General features: G+C 64.6%; 15 protein-coding genes. 11 read left to right on the forward strand and 4 right to left on the reverse strand.

Annotated elements, in window-relative coordinates; genetic code table 11:
* Positions 1-10 precede the first annotated feature (10 nt).
* The 4 genes from AC0KW6_RS07310 to AC0KW6_RS07325 all read left to right on the forward strand — a co-directional run bounded on the left by AC0KW6_RS07310 (position 11) and on the right by AC0KW6_RS07325 (position 3,797).
* A complete protein-coding gene (locus AC0KW6_RS07310) occupies positions 11-1,000 on the forward strand; it encodes a class I SAM-dependent methyltransferase (RefSeq protein WP_474034565.1) in 990 nt (329 codons plus the stop codon).
* Positions 1,001-1,085: 85 nt separating this feature from the next.
* Positions 1,086-1,892 (forward strand): SDR family NAD(P)-dependent oxidoreductase, encoded by an 807-nt coding sequence (locus tag AC0KW6_RS07315; protein WP_474034566.1) that lies wholly within the window; start codon positions 1,086-1,088, stop codon positions 1,890-1,892.
* 15 nt (positions 1,893-1,907) lie between these two features.
* On the forward strand, positions 1,908-2,801 hold the full coding sequence (gene hemF / locus AC0KW6_RS07320) for an oxygen-dependent coproporphyrinogen oxidase (RefSeq protein WP_323778358.1): 894 nt from the start codon (positions 1,908-1,910) through the stop codon (positions 2,799-2,801).
* Between the two features lie 180 nt (positions 2,802-2,981).
* Entirely contained in the window at positions 2,982-3,797 is an 816-nt protein-coding gene (locus tag AC0KW6_RS07325; RefSeq protein WP_323778360.1) for a glycoside hydrolase family 25 protein, read from the forward strand.
* Between the two features lie 152 nt (positions 3,798-3,949).
* Here AC0KW6_RS07325 and hemC read toward each other — a convergent pair whose 3' ends face one another.
* The gene (gene hemC, locus AC0KW6_RS07330; RefSeq protein WP_474034567.1) at positions 3,950-4,909 is read right to left on the reverse strand and encodes a hydroxymethylbilane synthase; all 960 of its coding nucleotides are present in this window, start codon (positions 4,907-4,909) and stop codon (positions 3,950-3,952) included.
* Between the two features lie 184 nt (positions 4,910-5,093).
* On the opposite strand from hemC, the gene hemE reads away from it, so the two are divergent.
* Both hemE and AC0KW6_RS07340 read left to right on the forward strand, forming a co-directional pair.
* Positions 5,094-6,128, forward strand: a complete 1,035-nt coding sequence (gene hemE, locus AC0KW6_RS07335; RefSeq protein ID WP_474034568.1) for a uroporphyrinogen decarboxylase — start codon at positions 5,094-5,096, stop codon at positions 6,126-6,128.
* Between the two features lie 115 nt (positions 6,129-6,243).
* A complete protein-coding gene (locus AC0KW6_RS07340; RefSeq protein ID WP_169731229.1) occupies positions 6,244-6,381 on the forward strand; it encodes a hypothetical protein in 138 nt (45 codons plus the stop codon).
* Between the two features lie 2 nt (positions 6,382-6,383).
* Here the strand turns inward: AC0KW6_RS07340 and AC0KW6_RS07345 are convergent, their stop codons facing one another.
* Both AC0KW6_RS07345 and AC0KW6_RS07350 read right to left on the reverse strand, forming a co-directional pair.
* Positions 6,384-7,469 carry a CaiB/BaiF CoA transferase family protein gene (locus tag AC0KW6_RS07345; protein WP_474034569.1) on the reverse strand — a complete coding sequence of 362 codons (1,086 nt, stop codon included), beginning with the start codon at positions 7,467-7,469 and terminating at the stop codon, positions 6,384-6,386.
* Between the two features lie 44 nt (positions 7,470-7,513).
* Positions 7,514-8,374: a helix-turn-helix domain-containing protein gene (locus AC0KW6_RS07350; RefSeq protein WP_474034570.1), complete on the reverse strand. Its 861-nt coding sequence runs from the start codon at positions 8,372-8,374 to the stop codon at positions 7,514-7,516.
* Positions 8,375-8,477: 103 nt separating this feature from the next.
* On the opposite strand from AC0KW6_RS07350, the gene pobA reads away from it, so the two are divergent.
* A complete protein-coding gene (gene pobA / locus AC0KW6_RS07355) occupies positions 8,478-9,659 on the forward strand; it encodes a 4-hydroxybenzoate 3-monooxygenase (protein WP_474034571.1) in 1,182 nt (393 codons plus the stop codon).
* Between the two features lie 103 nt (positions 9,660-9,762).
* Here the strand turns inward: pobA and AC0KW6_RS07360 are convergent, their stop codons facing one another.
* On the reverse strand, positions 9,763-10,437 hold the full coding sequence (locus AC0KW6_RS07360; protein ID WP_474034572.1) for an NAD(P)-dependent oxidoreductase: 675 nt from the start codon (positions 10,435-10,437) through the stop codon (positions 9,763-9,765).
* A gap of 168 nt (positions 10,438-10,605) precedes the next feature.
* Between AC0KW6_RS07360 and AC0KW6_RS07365 the strand changes: the two genes are divergently transcribed.
* From AC0KW6_RS07365 to AC0KW6_RS07380, 4 genes are all read left to right on the forward strand, one after another.
* Positions 10,606-11,124 carry a CoxG family protein gene (locus tag AC0KW6_RS07365; RefSeq protein WP_474034573.1) on the forward strand — a complete coding sequence of 173 codons (519 nt, stop codon included), beginning with the start codon at positions 10,606-10,608 and terminating at the stop codon, positions 11,122-11,124.
* A 112-nt stretch (positions 11,125-11,236) separates the two neighbouring features.
* Positions 11,237-12,196: an ABC transporter ATP-binding protein gene (locus AC0KW6_RS07370; protein WP_323778375.1), complete on the forward strand. Its 960-nt coding sequence runs from the start codon at positions 11,237-11,239 to the stop codon at positions 12,194-12,196.
* Positions 12,193-12,954, forward strand: coding sequence for an ABC transporter permease (locus AC0KW6_RS07375; RefSeq protein WP_323778377.1), 762 nt, complete (start codon positions 12,193-12,195; stop codon positions 12,952-12,954). Before AC0KW6_RS07370 ends, AC0KW6_RS07375 begins: the two co-directional genes overlap by 4 nt.
* A gap of 329 nt (positions 12,955-13,283) precedes the next feature.
* Positions 13,284-14,081: a S49 family peptidase gene (locus AC0KW6_RS07380; protein WP_474034574.1), complete on the forward strand. Its 798-nt coding sequence runs from the start codon at positions 13,284-13,286 to the stop codon at positions 14,079-14,081.
* Positions 14,082-14,246: the final 165 nt, after the last annotated feature.

Consider the following 14,246-nt stretch of genomic DNA (forward strand, 5'->3'; position numbering starts at 1 on the left):
AGGCTCTTAGATGTCTGTTCGCCTGTCACTGGCCGCCCAATCGGGCGGCTTTGCTGTTCCGCCGGAGGGGCGCATTGCCGTGTTCCACCCGCGCAGCGATCACGATCTTTCGGCCCTGCCCAAGGACCAGCTGCTGATCGTTCAGCCGTTCCGCCCGGACCACGACCATTTTGCCGGCCAAGGCTATGCCTGCACCCCGGTGCTGGAACCGGATGAGGTGCTGGCCGCTGCCGTGGTTTTCATCCCGCGGGCCAAGGCGCTGGCGCGGATGCTGATCGCGCAGGCGGCGGCTGCAACGCAGGGGCAGGTGCTGATTGACGGCGCCAAGATCGAGGGCATTGATTCGGTTCTGAAGGATCTGCGCAAAAGCTGCGCCCCCTCGGCCCCGGTCTCCAAAGCGCATGGCAAGGTGTTCTGGATCGACGGCGGCACCGATCTGTCCGGGTGGCTGCCCGCGGAACCGCAGCAGGTTGAAGGCTTCATCACCGCGCCGGGCGTGTTCTCGGCGGACGGGATCGATCCGGCCTCCCGGATGCTGGCGGCGGCGCTGCCGCAGAAGCTGGGCCGCTGTGTCGCCGATCTGGGGGCGGGCTGGGGATTTCTCTCGTCGGAGGTGCTGAAGCGCGAGGGTGTCGAGGAGCTGCATCTGGCCGAGGCCGATTACCATGCGCTGGCCTGCGCGCGGCGGAATGCGGCGGACAGCCGGGCGCAGTTTCATTGGGCCGACGCGCGGACATGGAAGGCGCCGGGCCCTGTGAACACCGTGGTGATGAACCCGCCGTTCCACACCACCCGCACGGCGGAACCGTCACTGGGCCAGGCCTTCATCGGCGCGGCGGCGGCCATGCTGGCGCCTTCCGGCAGCCTGTGGATGGTGGCCAACCGGCATCTGCCCTATGAGGTGGTGCTGGGCGAACGCTTTGCCCAGGTGCGCGAGGAGGGCGGCGACAACCGCTTCAAGATTCTGCACGCCGCCCGGCCGAAACGCCGGCGCAAGTAACTGCGCGCCGGGCGCAATGCCGGTTTTCAAACCGGCAGGCACGGTCTAACGTGCGGCCCAGATTGCCCCAGGGGAGTGCCCTTTCATGTCTTTTTCGATTTCCGGCAAGACCGCCATCGTGACCGGCGCCTCGAGCGGCATCGGCCTGGCGATCGGCAAGCAGTTTGCTGATGCCGGCGCCAATGTGATGTTCGCCGACACCCATGAGGAGCAGCTGGTGGCCGAGCTGGGCGAGCAGGCGGAGGAAAGCAATATCCGCTATTTCGCAGGCGATCTGCGCGAGCGGCTGACCATTGCCAACCTGCTGTCGGCCACCATCGACGCGTTTGACGGGGTGGACATCCTGGTGAACGGCGCGCGCCAGATGGTGGCAACAGATCCGCTGGACCCCGCCGATGACACCCTGGACCAGCTGCTGATGGAAAGCCTGCTGCCCGCTGTGCGCCTGTCGCAGCAGGTGGCCAAGCGGATGATCCGGCAGGGTGAGGAAGACGAGAACAGCAGCGGCTCGCTGGGCAGCATCATCAACCTGTCCTCCATTGCCGCGCGCCGTACCCACCCCGGGCTGATGGCCTATTCGGTGGCCTCAGCCGCGCTGGATCAGGCGACCCGGTCCCTGTCGGTGGCGCTGGCGCCGTACAAGATCCGGGTGAACTCGATTGCTTTCGGATCGGTGATGAGCGCGTCGATGCGGACGACCCTGAAGGACAATCGCAGCTACCGCGAGGATATCGAGGCGCATACGCCGCTGGGCCGTATCGCCTCGCCCACTGAATTGACCGAGACGGCGCAGTATCTGGCCTCCGACGCCTCTGGTTTCATGACCGGCCAGGTGCTGACGCTGGACGGCGGCCGCACGCTGCTGGATCCGGTGGCGGCACCAGTCCACTGATTGGAAAGACCCCGAATGACTGCTGAGATGAAAGACGAGAAGGTCCGGGCTGCAGCCTGGTTCCGGGAGCTGCGCGGTCAGATCGTTGCGGCCTTTGAGGGGCTGGAGGACAGCCACGGCGCAGGCCCGTTTGCAGACATGGAGGCGGGCCGGTTTGAAGTGACGGAAACCAAGCGCAGCGCGGAGGATGGCGCGGACGCGGGCGGCGGGCTGATGAGCGTGATGCGCGGCGGCCGGGTGTTTGAAAAAGTCGGCGTCAATATTTCCGAAGTTTACGGCACCCTGGGCGAACGGGCGCAGAATGCGATGGCGGCGCGCAAGGGCATTCCGGGGATGAAGGACGATCCGCGGTTCTGGGCTTCGGGTATTTCGCTGGTGGCGCATATGCGCAATCCGCATGTGCCGGCGGTGCATATGAACACCCGGATGTTCTGGACCCCGCACACCTGGTGGTTCGGCGGCGGCTCGGATCTGAACCCCTGCATCGAATACGATGAGGACACCGCGCATTTCCATGCCACGCAGAAGCAGCACCTGGATCCGCATGGGGCGGACCAGTACCCGCGGCTGAAAGCATGGGCGGACGAGTATTTCTACATCCCCCACCGCAAGCGCGCCCGCGGGGTGGGCGGGATCTTTATGGATGACCGGAACACCGGCGACTGGGCGGCGGATTTTGCGCTGACCCAGAACATCGGCCGCGCCTTTCTGCCGGCCTTTGTGCCGCTGGTGGAAAAGCGCCGGGTGCAGGAGTTTGACGAGGCCGACAAGGATGCGCAGCTGATCCACCGCGGGCTCTATGCGGAATACAATCTGGTCTATGACCGCGGTACCAAATTCGGGCTGGAGACCGGCCATGACGCCAACGCCGTGCTGATGAGCCTGCCGCCTTTGGCCAAATGGGTCTGAGATTGCTGCAACCGTGACATTGCGAACGCGCCGCCCCGATGCGGCGCGTTTTTTCTCCCGGCGGATTTATGCTGATTTACCGCCGCCGGCCGCGACTTTGCGCCTGCCTGCGCTAGAGTGAATTGCAGCTGCCAAACGACAAGAGCAGCTGATAACAGGTCGAGGCAGGGAGCAGATCACATGCGCAGACTGGTTCTGGGGATTCTGGCAATGGCATTGGCAGCGGGGTGCGGCAGGCCGGCCGAGAGGGCGGTGGCCGTGCCGGAAGTCACCCGCACCGAGCCTGCCAATGCGCGGCTGTCCGGGCTGCGGACCTATCCCCGGTTCGGCGACCGTGACCCGCATGATTGGGAGGGCCGCAAGCCCTGGTCCTATCCGGTTCACGGCATCGATGTCTCCCGCTATCAGGGCGATATCGACTGGCGCAAAGTCCGCCGTTCGGGCGTGTCTTTTGCCTATATCAAGGCGACTGAGGGCGGCGACCACACCGACGCCATGTTCCGCGGCAACTGGCGCAGCGCGGGTGCTGCGGGGCTGAAACGCGGCGCCTATCACTATTATTATTTCTGCCGCCCTGCCGCCGAGCAGGCGCGCTGGTTCATCCGCAACGTGCCAAAGGATGCAAACGCGCTGCCGCCCGTGCTGGACATGGAGTGGAACCACCGCTCCCGCACCTGCAGAACCCGGCCCGGCGGCGCCAAGGTGCGGTCCGAGGCGCGAAAGTTCCTGAATATCCTGGAGCGCCACTACGGCAAGCGCCCGGTGGTCTACACGACGGTGGATTTCTACCGCGATACCGGCATCGGGAGCCTCGGCGGCACCGAGTTCTGGCTGCGTTCGGTCGCAGGCCATCCGCGCAAGGTCTACCCGGGCGAAAGCTGGAGCTTCTGGCAGTATTCCGGCACCGGTGAGGTGCCGGGGGTGGCGGGCGACGTGGATCTTAACACCTTCCGCGGCAGCCCGGAGGCCTGGCTGAGGTGGTCAGGGCAGATCTGACGCAGGGAACAGGGGGGGCTTTGCCCCCACTGCCTGGCCGGGCGCCGGCCCCCCAGAGTATTTGCAAACCAGAAAGAAGCCCGGTTGTTCGGGCTGAAAATATCCCGCAGCGGCAGGCGGGGCCTTGCAAGAGGTGTATTCAGAGGGCCGGCTCAGGCTCTCCAGTCGAAGAAGCCCGGGCCGGCCTGCTTCAGCAGCTTCGCCGCCATCTCGCGGCCGAGTTCCGCACCGTCTTCGACCGGACAAGTCTGATCGCCGCTGATCGCTTCCGAACCGTCCAGGCGCAGCACCTCGCCGCGCAGGCGCAGGGTCGTGCCGTCGAGTTCCGCCAAGCCCGCAATCGGGGTTTCGCAGGAGCCGTCGAGCGCCGCCAGGAAGGCGCGTTCAGCGGCCAGCCGCTGGCCGGTTTCGCTGTGGTGGATTGCTGACAGCATCTCTGCTGCGCGGCTGTCGTCAGCTCGGCGCTCGATGCCGATGGCGCCCTGGGACACGGCGGGCAGCATGTCGTTCGTTTCGATCGGAGTGGCCGGCACACCGTCCATTGCCAGCCGGTTGAGACCGGCCATCGCCAGGAAGGTGCATTCGGCAACGCCCTCGGCCAGTTTACCCAGCCGGGTCTGCACATTGCCGCGGAAGTCCACCACTTTCAGGCCGGGACGCCGGTTCAGCAGCTGTGCGCGGCGGCGCAGGGAAGAGGTGCCGACCACCGCGCCCTCGGCCAGGTCGTGCAGCGAGGTCAGCGACGGGGAGATAAACGCGTCGCGCACATCCTCGCGCGGCAGATAAGTGTCCAGCGCCAGTGCCGCCGGCTGCAGCACCGGCATGTCCTTCATCGAATGCACCGCAATGTCGATACTGCCTGCCAGCAGGGCCTCTTCCACCTCCTTGGTGAACAGCCCCTTGCCGCCCAGTTCCTTCAGCGGCTTGTCGGCCGCGATCAGCGCCTTGTTGTCGCCGGTGGTGGTGATCGGGACAATTTCGAACGCGTCCTGCGGCAGGCCGAAGGCGGCGGCGAGGCGGGAGCGGGTCTCATAAGCCTGGGCCAGCGCCAGCGGCGATCCGCGGGTGCCGATTTTCAGGGGCGAAGCGGGGGAGGGCAGGGTCAGTTTCATGAAAGAAGCCTTAAATCAGATTGCGCGGCGGAGGAAACCGGTTTTTTGCGCTAGTCCCACGGGGGCAGAGCGCCGGCTTTGATATAGAACAAGGCGCACCGGGGCAGGGCGCGGCAGATCGCCCCTGCTCTTGACATTCGGCCGCGCAGGCGTGACCTCAGGGGCGAATGATAGCGAGGATGACATGGCCGGACAAAAGAAGCTGCTGCGTGCATTGGCGGGTGAAAAACAGGATGTGCCGCCGATCTGGATGATGCGCCAGGCGGGCCGCTATTTGCCGGAATACCGCGCGACGCGGGCCGAAGCCGGGGATTTCCTGTCGCTGTGCTACAATCCTGAATTGGCCGCCGAAGTGACCCTGCAGCCGATCCGCCGCTATGGTTTTGATGCGGCGATCCTGTTTGCCGACATCCTGCTGATCCCGCAGGCGCTGGGGGCTGATTTGTGGTTTGTGACCGGCGAAGGCCCGCGGCTGTCGACCATCACCACGGAGAGCGACTTTGCCAAGCTCGGCCCCGCGTGCGATATCCACGAGACCCTGAACCCGATCTATGAGACCGTCCGCATTCTGTCGCGCGAACTGCCGGCTGAGACCCCGCTGATCGGATTTGCCGGCGCGCCCTGGACTGTTGCGACCTATATGATCGCGGGCCGCGGCACCCCCGATCAGGGTCCGGCCCATGCCCTGCGCGAGGAAAACACCGCGCTGTTCGAGGCGCTGCTGGCGCGGATCACCGAGGCGACCATTGATTACCTGTCCAAGCAAATCGAAGCGGGGGCCGAAGTTGTCAAGATCTTCGACAGCTGGGCCGGGTCGCTGAAGGGGGAGGCGTTCCAAAAATATGCGCTGGATCCCTGCCGCCAGATCACCGCGGCGCTGAAGGCGCGCCATCCGGGCATTCCCGTGATCGGCTTCCCGCGGGAAGCGGGCGGGAAATACGCGGGCTTTGCCAAGGCCACCGGAATTGACTGCGTGGCGCTGGACAACTCGGTCGATCCGGCCTGGGCAGCGGCGCATGTGCAGGCGGATGGTTGCGTGCAGGGCAATCTGGCCTCCCGCCATATGGTGACCGGCGGGCAGGATCTGGTGGATGAGACCCGGCGTATTGTCGAAGCCTTTAAAAACGGCCCGCATATCTTTAACCTGGGCCATGGCATCACACCCGATGCCAGCCCGGACAATGTGCAGCTGATGATTGACACGGTCCGCGGCGGCTGAGCGGTTCAGCGGCGGCCCGGCCTTGTGCCGGGCGGCGGTTTCAGGCATCAGCGCTGCAACACGCCCCGCGAATAAGGACTGAACGGTGGATTACGGTAAATCTGGAGCACCCAAAATGGGCAAGAACAAACCTCGTCACGCCGAACATAATGCCAAAGGGACCAAGAAGAACCCGTTTGGCAAGCAAACCGACAAAAGCGAGCTGCTGAAGCGCATGAAGGCGGCCGCCGAGAAAACCAAGACAGAAGACTGAGCTTACGGGCGGCGCAGCTCTGTCAGGATCTCTTCCGTATGCTGGCCGCGTTCGGGGATATCCGGCGGCGTCCATTGCGGCTGATCTGAAAACCGCGGGGCGGGGGCGGCTTGAAGCACGCCCTGCGCCTCGGCCCATGTGCCGCGGCTGTTCATCGGGTGCGCCTGGGCCTCGTCGGGGTTCAGCACCGGTGCCACGCAGGCGTCGGTGCCCACGAAAAGCGCTGCCCAGTGATCACGCGGCTGGCTGGCAAAGACCCCGGCGAGCCTGCCGGTGAGGACAGGCCACAGCGCCGTGTTGAATTGCTCTTGAAAATCCGGGTCATCGGCCAGCTGCAGCTTTTCCAGAAACAGCGCATAGAATTTCGGCTCCAGGCATTGCACCGAGACAAAGCCGCCGCAGGCGCAGGCATAGGTGCGGCTCCAATGCGGCCCGTCGAGCAGGTTTGCACCGCGTTGCGCACCGAAATTGCCCGCCTGGCGGATGCTCATCAAGAGGTTCATCATATGGGCCGAGCCGTCATAGATTGCAGCGTCCACCACGCATCCCTCGCCAGTGGACCTGGCCTTGAGGATGCCGGTCAGCATTCCCGCCACCAGATACAATGCGCCGCCGCCAATGTCGCCGACCAGCGTGGCGGGTGTTTGCGGCACATCGCCCGGGGCGGACGCATACCAAAGCGCACCGGACAGGGCGATGTAATTCAGATCATGCCCTGCGGCATGGGCCAGCGGGCTTACCTGTCCCCAGCCGGTCATGCGGCCATAGACCAGCGCCGGATTGGCCGCGCGGCAGGCATCGGGGCCAAGGCCCAGCCGCTCCATCACGCCGGGGCGGAACCCCTCGATCAGCCCGTCGGCGGTGGCGGCCAGGGCCAGAAACGTTCCGGCATCAGCTGGCTCTTTCAGATCCAGCTCAATTGATCGTTTGCCCCGGTCCAGCAGCGAGCGTTCCGGCATTCCGGGGGGAACGGCGCCGCCCTTGCGATTGACGCAGATCACCTCCGCCCCGAGGTCGGCCAGTGTCATTGCCGCGAAGGGGCCGGGGCCCAGGCCTTCGACCTCCAGAATGCGGATCCCTTGCAGCATTGCGGCCCCTTTCGTGATGGCTGGCTGGATCAGTCTGCGGCGGATCAGCCGCTTCCGGCAAGCTGCTGGCGGAATTTCCGTGGCGGCAGTCCGGTGCCCTTGGCAAAGACCCGGCTGAAATGGGCGGGATCGGTAAAGCCGAGCTCATAGGCGACTTGGGCTGCGGTCAGGTTGGTGTAGATCAGCAGCCGCCGCGCCTCACGCAGGACACGGGCGCGGATCAGGGCCGAGGCAGGCTGGCCGGTGGCCTGATGAGCAATGCGGTTGAGGTGGGTCGCGGAAACCGCCAGCGCGCAAGCGTAGTCCGCCAGCGGGCGGCGCAGGCGGAAGTCGCGCTCCACCAACGCCTCGAACCTGGCAAACAGCGGGCTGGTCCGGGCTTGCGGATCCTCTCCTTGGGCGGCGTCAATGGCGCGGGCCGCCAGCGCGGTAACCGACAGCGCCAGCCCGCGCAGCATCTGCGCGCGGCCAAAGCCCTTGTTTCCGTATTCACGGAACAGACGCGCAGCCAGGCTTTGCAACCCTTCGGGCAAGGGCTGGACGGCAGGCAGATCCAGCGCTGCGCGCAGTCCTTCGCCCGGCGCCAGGCTTTGGTCCAGCAGATCCGAAGCGAGCGTGATCACCCAGCCGCCGGTGCCGTTGCCAAAGCGGAAGCCATGCACCACGCCGCGGGGCACATTGATCAGGCAGGGCGGGGACAGGGTGTGGCTGTTTCCGTCAAGATCCGCCTCTCCCGCACCGCCGGTCAGCACCAGTATCTGGTGCAGCCGGGCATGGCGGTGCGGTCTCAGCTCCCAGTCATACATCTCGGACCGGGCGCGAATGGTTTCCGCATGCAGGACATCGGCAAGTTCAGCGGTCTCGCCAAACAGGTTGTAGGTGTCGATGGGGGGCTGTGAAGGCATGTGCGAAATATACAAGAACTGGCGTGTTGGGTCCATTCGCAAACATGCCCGCGCGGCGCATAATCCACACAGCACGCCTAGGCCGGAAAAATGGGGAACGCATATGTCCACGCATCAGACACAGGTTGTCATCATTGGCGGCGGGCCTTCGGGGCTGCTGCTGTCGCAGCTGCTTGATCGCAGAGGAATCCGCTCGATCGTGCTGGAAAAACACACACGGGAGTATGTGCTGGGCCGGATCCGGGCAGGGGTGCTGGAACATGGTTTCGTCAATCTGATGCGCGAGGCGGGCTGCAGCGGGCGGATGGACAGCGAAGGGGAGCTCCACGCAGGGTTCCATATTGCCCATCAGGGGCGGTTGGACCGGATCGACCTGGCAAAGCATACCGGCGGTGAGACGGTGATGGTCTACGGTCAGACCGAAGTGACCCGCGATCTATACGAGGCGCGCGACGCGATGGACGGGGTGATCCTGCACGATGTGCAGAATGTGCAGCCGCATGGGCTGAAGGACGCGCGCCCCTATGTGACCTGGGAGCAGGATGGCGCGGCCCATCGGGCAGATTGCGATTTCATCGTCGGGGCCGACGGCTTTCACGGGGTCAGCCGCAAATCCATCCCGGCGGAGGTGCTGAGAGAATACGAGAAGGTCTATCCGTTTGGCTGGCTTGGGGTTCTGTCGGAAACGCCGCCGGTGGCGGAAGAGCTGATCTATGCCCGCCATGACCGGGGATTTGCCTTATGCTCGCTGCGCAGCCGGGTGCTGAGCCGCTATTACATCCAGGTGCCGCTGACCGACCGGGCAGAGGATTGGAGCGACGCAGCCTTCTGGGCGGAGCTGAAGCGCCGGCTGCCGGAGCAGGTGGCCGGGCAGTTGGAAACCGGTCCGTCGATTGAGAAATCCATCGCGCCATTGCGCAGTTTCGTGGCGGAGCCGATGCGGTACGGCAATCTGTTCCTGGCGGGCGACGCCGCCCATATCGTGCCGCCGACAGGCGCCAAGGGGCTGAATTCCGCGGCCTCGGACATTTACTATCTCTATCACGGCTTCCAGGACCACTATCTGCAGGGCGACAGCAGCGGGCTGGACGGCTATTCCGGGAAAGCATTGGCACGGGTCTGGAAAGCGGAGCGTTTCAGCTGGTGGATGACCAATCTGCTGCATCGGTTCCCGCAAGGAACCGAGACCGATCTGCGGTTGCAGCGGGCGGATCTGGACTACTTGTTTTCCTCGGCGGCGGCGCGGGCCTCGCTGGCAGAGAATTATGTGGGCCTGCCGTATTGACGTAGCGCCTGCCATTGCCTTGCATTCATAGATGCCAGTCAAAATGTTGAACCGGGCAGCGCTGACGTGCGCAGCCCGGCTCAACGCAGCCCAAGTTTGGGCGTCATCCGACCGCCAGGGCCGGGGCGGGAGCGCCCCAGGCGACGGTCAGTTTGCTGCGGTTGCCGCGCGGGGTTTCAGCCAGATCCACCAGCGCAGCCCCGAAGTCGGCAAAGGAAATCTGTGAGTTACCGTCTTCATCCACCACCAGCGTGTCGATGCCGAAACGATAACGGCCGGTGGCCGGACCTTCGGTCAGGATTGCGGGCGGGCGCAGGCAGCTCCAATTGGCAGAGACGGTGGTCTCCAGCAGGGCGTCCTGTTCGGCACAAGCCTCGGCAATAGGCCGGACGCTGGCGGGCAGGAAGCCGGGTGCTGTCAGCACCGTGTGGCCGCTGTCATCGGCCAGCTTCAGCGTTGCCGCGCCGCCGGTGACCAGAGCCGGGATGCCCGCCTGCTGCGCCGCCTCCAGCGCCGCATGGGTCAGCGGCACCAGATCAGCCTCGCGGCCTGCGGGCGGGCGCAGGGCGCTGATAATCAGGTCATGACCCTGCGCCGCCACCGCTGCGGCTTGCGGGTCGGCCAGCAGATCCAGCGGGCAGGGCGTGACCAGCGGGCTGATCTTTGCCAGCGCCTGCGGTTTGCGCGCTGCCGCGGTGACCTGATGACCGCGTGCCACCGCTGCGCGCAGGGCTGCGCCGCCAACGTCGCCAGTGGCGCCAAGGATGAGGATTTTCATCGGATGCTTCCTATTGCTTATCTTGATGTCGAGATAGGGGGTATTAATCTTGACGTCAAGATAAAATTCCCCGTGGGGCCTGCCGTTGGTTTTGACAGATGGCTTGGCAGGCTGCTGCCGGGCGGCTAGGTCTGGAAGGCAACGAGATAACGCCAGGGAGGCCAAGCCATGCAGATGACTGACCAGAAGGAAATCGCCGCCGATCCCGCCACGGTATACGCCGCGCTTTTGGACCCGGAAGTTCTGAAAGCCTGCGTGCCCGGTGCGCAGGAGGTGACCGGCACGCCCGAAGAGGGATTTGAGGCCAAGGTCACGCAAAAGGTCGGCCCGGTGAAGGCCACCTTCAAGGGCCAGGTCAGCCTGTCGGATCTGGTGGAGAATGAAACGCTGACCATTTCCGGTGAAGGCAAGGGCGGTGCGGCAGGTTTTGCCAAGGGCGGGGCGGTGGTGACGCTGGCGCCATCGGAAACCGGCACGCTGTTGTCTTATGAGGTGGAGGCCAAGGTCGGCGGCAAGCTGGCACAGCTTGGCAGCCGCATCATCGACGGCTTTGCCAAGAAGATGGCCGATCAGTTTTTTGCCAATCTCCAGGCGCATCTGGCGCCGGAGGAGGCGGGCGCGGATGATGGTCCGCAGGAAGAGGGCGGAAAGAAGGGCTGGTTCAGCAAGGTAACTGGCCGCGGCTGAGCCAGCCTGCCCCCCCTGCGCAGGTGCACAGGCGCGTCTGCAAGGCGGGGGCTGGCAGAGGCGGCAGGCCGCCGTTAGGGTGGCCGCGATTTCAGAACATGCCGGAGGCACCATGGCGTCCATTCTGTCCATCCGCGATCTGCGCAAGGTCTATGACGGCGGTTTCGAGGCGCTGAAAGGCGTTTCGCTTGATATTGAGGAAGGTGAGATCCTGGCTCTGCTCGGCCCCAATGGGGCTGGCAAGACCACTCTGATTTCAACAATTTGCGGTATCACGACCGCGACGTCGGGCCATGTCAGCGTCGGCGGCTTCGACAATGTGGCCGAATTCCGCGCCGCCCGTGCGCTGATCGGGCTGGTTCCGCAGGAGATCAGCCTGGAGCCTTTTGCCAAGGTGCATGACACCGTCAGCTTTTCGCGCGGGCTGTTCGGCAAACCTGCCGATCCGGCGCGGATCGAGGCAGTGCTGCGCAAGCTGTCGTTGTGGGAAAAGCGGGACGCCAAGATCATGGAGCTGTCCGGCGGCATGAAGCGCAGGGTGCTGATTGCCAAGGCGTTGGCGCATGATCCGCGCATCCTGTTCCTGGATGAGCCGACGGCGGGCGTGGATGTTGAGCTGCGCAAGGACATGTGGGCGATCGTGGATGAACTGAAGGCCGGCGGCGTCACCATCATTCTGACCACCCACTACATCGAGGAAGCAGAAGCGATTGCCGACCGGGTCGGTGTGATCACCGGCGGTGAATTGCTGCTGGTCGAGGCGAAGGAGCAGCTGATGGCCCGGATGGGGCAGAAGCAGCTGGAGGTGCAGCTGACGACGCCGGTTGACGCGATACCCGAAACGCTGGCGCAGCATGAATTGCAGCTGGTGAATGGCGGCGGTGCCCTGCTGTACACCTATGACACCAGGGCCGAACGGACCGGCATTACCACACTGCTGAATGACGTGGCACAGGCCGGGCTGGTGCTGGCGGATGTGCAGACACGGGAATCCAGTCTGGAAGATATCTTTGTCGGGCTTGTTTCAGGGGATGGGGCTTCGGCTGACGCAGTTCAAGGGGACGCAGCATGAACTGGACAGCGGTTGCCACCATCTACAGGGCGGAAATGGCGCGGTTCTGGCGCACGTTTCTGCAAAGCTTCATCTCGCCGGTGCTGTCCACGTCGCTCTATTTCGTCGTCTTCGGCAGCGCCATCGGCAGCCGGATCCAGGAAGTGGACGGGGTAGACTACGGCGCCTTCATCGTGCCGGGGCTGATCATGCTGTCGGTGATTACCCAGAGCATCTCCAATGCCTCCTTCGGGATCTATTTCCCGAAGTTCATCGGCAACATCTACGAAATCCTGTCGGCGCCGATCAATTTCCTGGAGGTGGTTGCGGGATTTGTCGGGGCGGCGGCAACCAAGTCGCTGTTTATCGGCGTGGTGATCCTGTGCACCGCGTCGCTGTTTGTGGATCTGTCGATCCAGCACCCGGTTGCCATGGTGGCGTTTCTGCTGCTGACCTGTCTCAGCTTCTCGCTGATGGGGTTCATCATTGGCATCTGGGCCGGGAATTTCGAGCAGCTGCAGCTGGTGCCCCTTCTGGTGGTGACGCCTCTGGTATTCCTGGGCGGCTCTTTCTATTCAATCTCGATGCTGCCGCCGGTGTGGCAGACCATCACCTTGTTCAACCCGGTGGTCTACCTGGTGTCGGGCTTCCGCTGGGCGTTCTTCGGCCAGGCGGATGTACCGGTTTTGCTGAGCCTCTGCGCAATCGGCGGCTTCACCCTGGCCTGCATGGGCGTCATCTGGTGGATCTTCAAGACCGGCTGGCGCATCCGGTCCTGATCCGGGGGCTGGAAGCGGGGCAGGAAGGCTCCCGCCCGCTGCGGGTGCCCGTTGGGCGCCCTCCCGGTTGGGCCCGGCACGCTGCGCGTGCCGGGTGTTGCGTCTTTGACCGGCAGAGCAGGCTGCGCCGCGCGGCGGCGCGGCGCCCGGCCCAACGGGAAGGCGGCTGCTGCAAGCCGCCGGCCTGACGGGCGGGAGCCGCCTTGGGTAATTGCCGGGTGCAAACCAGCGTTGCATTTATGCCCGCGGCTGTGCGGATTTTGCATTTCACGCCAATTCCCCAGGACGCGCATCTTGTTTCACCCCGGGCGGCTCTCTACATCGGCGCCATGAGATTTCACCTGCCTTTCCTGAAAAGACAGCCCTTGGTGGCAGTAGTACGCCTGAATGGCGCCATTGGAATGCCCGGCCGCGGCGCGCTTAGCGATGCCGCGCTGGCGCCGGTGCTGGAACGTGCCTTCCGCAAGGGCAAACCAGCTGCGGTGGCGCTGGAAATCAACTCGCCCGGCGGTTCGCCGGTGCAAAGCTCGTTGATCGGTGCCCGTATCCGCAGCCTGGCGGAAGAGCGGAACATCCCGGTCTACGCCTTTGTCGAAGACGTGGCGGCGTCGGGCGGCTACTGGCTGGCCGCTGCCGCGGATGAAATCTGGGCGGATGCCAGCTCGGTGCTGGGCTCGGTCGGGGTGATCTCCGCCGGTTTCGGCGCCCATGTGCTGCTGGCCCGCCAGGGGGTGGAGCGCCGGGTCTATACCGCCGGTGAGAGCAAATCCATGCTGGACCCGTTCCGGCCGGAAAATCCCGAGGACGTGCAGCGCCTGAAGGTGATCCTGAACGACATCCACGCCAATTTCATCGACCATGTCACAGACCGCCGCGGTGCCAAGCTGGATAGCGAGGAAAACCTGTTCACAGGCGAGATCTGGCTTGCCCGCAGGGCTTTGGATCTGGGGCTGATTGATGGCATCGGCCACCTGAAACCCAAGATGCAGGAGCGCTTTGGCGACAAGGTCCGGTTCCGCCGCTATGGCCTCAGGAAACCGCTGCTCAGCCGCATTGGCATGCAGGCCGCCCAGGACGCGCTGGCCGGGATCGAGGAGCGGGCCGAATTCGCGCGTTTCGGGCTCTGACGTGCTGTTCAAGATTGTTGCACTCTTTCTGGTGGTAATGGCAGTGCTGGCCATGTTCGGCAAATTGCGGTTTCCCGGCCAGAAGCAGATTAATTCCAGGCGTTGCCCCTCCTGCGGCCGCTTCCGGATCGGCAAAGGCCCCTGTGCCTGCAAAAAAGGAGATCG

The sequence above is a fragment of the Leisingera sp. SA215 genome, from assembly GCF_055902035.1.

What these genes read in the sequence shown, in the direction of transcription:
- AC0KW6_RS07310 (WP_474034565.1), top strand. Translation starts at nt 11, where the DNA reads ATGTCTGTTCGCCTGTCACTGGCCGCCCAATCGGGCGGCTTTGCTGTT.
- AC0KW6_RS07315 (WP_474034566.1), top strand. Translation starts at nt 1,086, where the DNA reads ATGTCTTTTTCGATTTCCGGCAAGACCGCCATCGTGACCGGCGCCTCG.
- hemF (WP_323778358.1), top strand. Translation starts at nt 1,908, where the DNA reads ATGACTGCTGAGATGAAAGACGAGAAGGTCCGGGCTGCAGCCTGGTTC.
- AC0KW6_RS07325 (WP_323778360.1), top strand. Translation starts at nt 2,982, where the DNA reads ATGCGCAGACTGGTTCTGGGGATTCTGGCAATGGCATTGGCAGCGGGG.
- hemC (WP_474034567.1), bottom strand. Translation starts at nt 4,909, where the DNA reads ATGAAACTGACCCTGCCCTCCCCCGCTTCGCCCCTGAAAATCGGCACC.
- hemE (WP_474034568.1), top strand. Translation starts at nt 5,094, where the DNA reads ATGGCCGGACAAAAGAAGCTGCTGCGTGCATTGGCGGGTGAAAAACAG.
- AC0KW6_RS07340 (WP_169731229.1), top strand. Translation starts at nt 6,244, where the DNA reads ATGGGCAAGAACAAACCTCGTCACGCCGAACATAATGCCAAAGGGACC.
- AC0KW6_RS07345 (WP_474034569.1), bottom strand. Translation starts at nt 7,469, where the DNA reads ATGCTGCAAGGGATCCGCATTCTGGAGGTCGAAGGCCTGGGCCCCGGC.
- AC0KW6_RS07350 (WP_474034570.1), bottom strand. Translation starts at nt 8,374, where the DNA reads ATGCCTTCACAGCCCCCCATCGACACCTACAACCTGTTTGGCGAGACC.
- pobA (WP_474034571.1), top strand. Translation starts at nt 8,478, where the DNA reads ATGTCCACGCATCAGACACAGGTTGTCATCATTGGCGGCGGGCCTTCG.
- AC0KW6_RS07360 (WP_474034572.1), bottom strand. Translation starts at nt 10,437, where the DNA reads ATGAAAATCCTCATCCTTGGCGCCACTGGCGACGTTGGCGGCGCAGCC.
- AC0KW6_RS07365 (WP_474034573.1), top strand. Translation starts at nt 10,606, where the DNA reads ATGCAGATGACTGACCAGAAGGAAATCGCCGCCGATCCCGCCACGGTA.
- AC0KW6_RS07370 (WP_323778375.1), top strand. Translation starts at nt 11,237, where the DNA reads ATGGCGTCCATTCTGTCCATCCGCGATCTGCGCAAGGTCTATGACGGC.
- AC0KW6_RS07375 (WP_323778377.1), top strand. Translation starts at nt 12,193, where the DNA reads ATGAACTGGACAGCGGTTGCCACCATCTACAGGGCGGAAATGGCGCGG.
- AC0KW6_RS07380 (WP_474034574.1), top strand. Translation starts at nt 13,284, where the DNA reads ATGAGATTTCACCTGCCTTTCCTGAAAAGACAGCCCTTGGTGGCAGTA.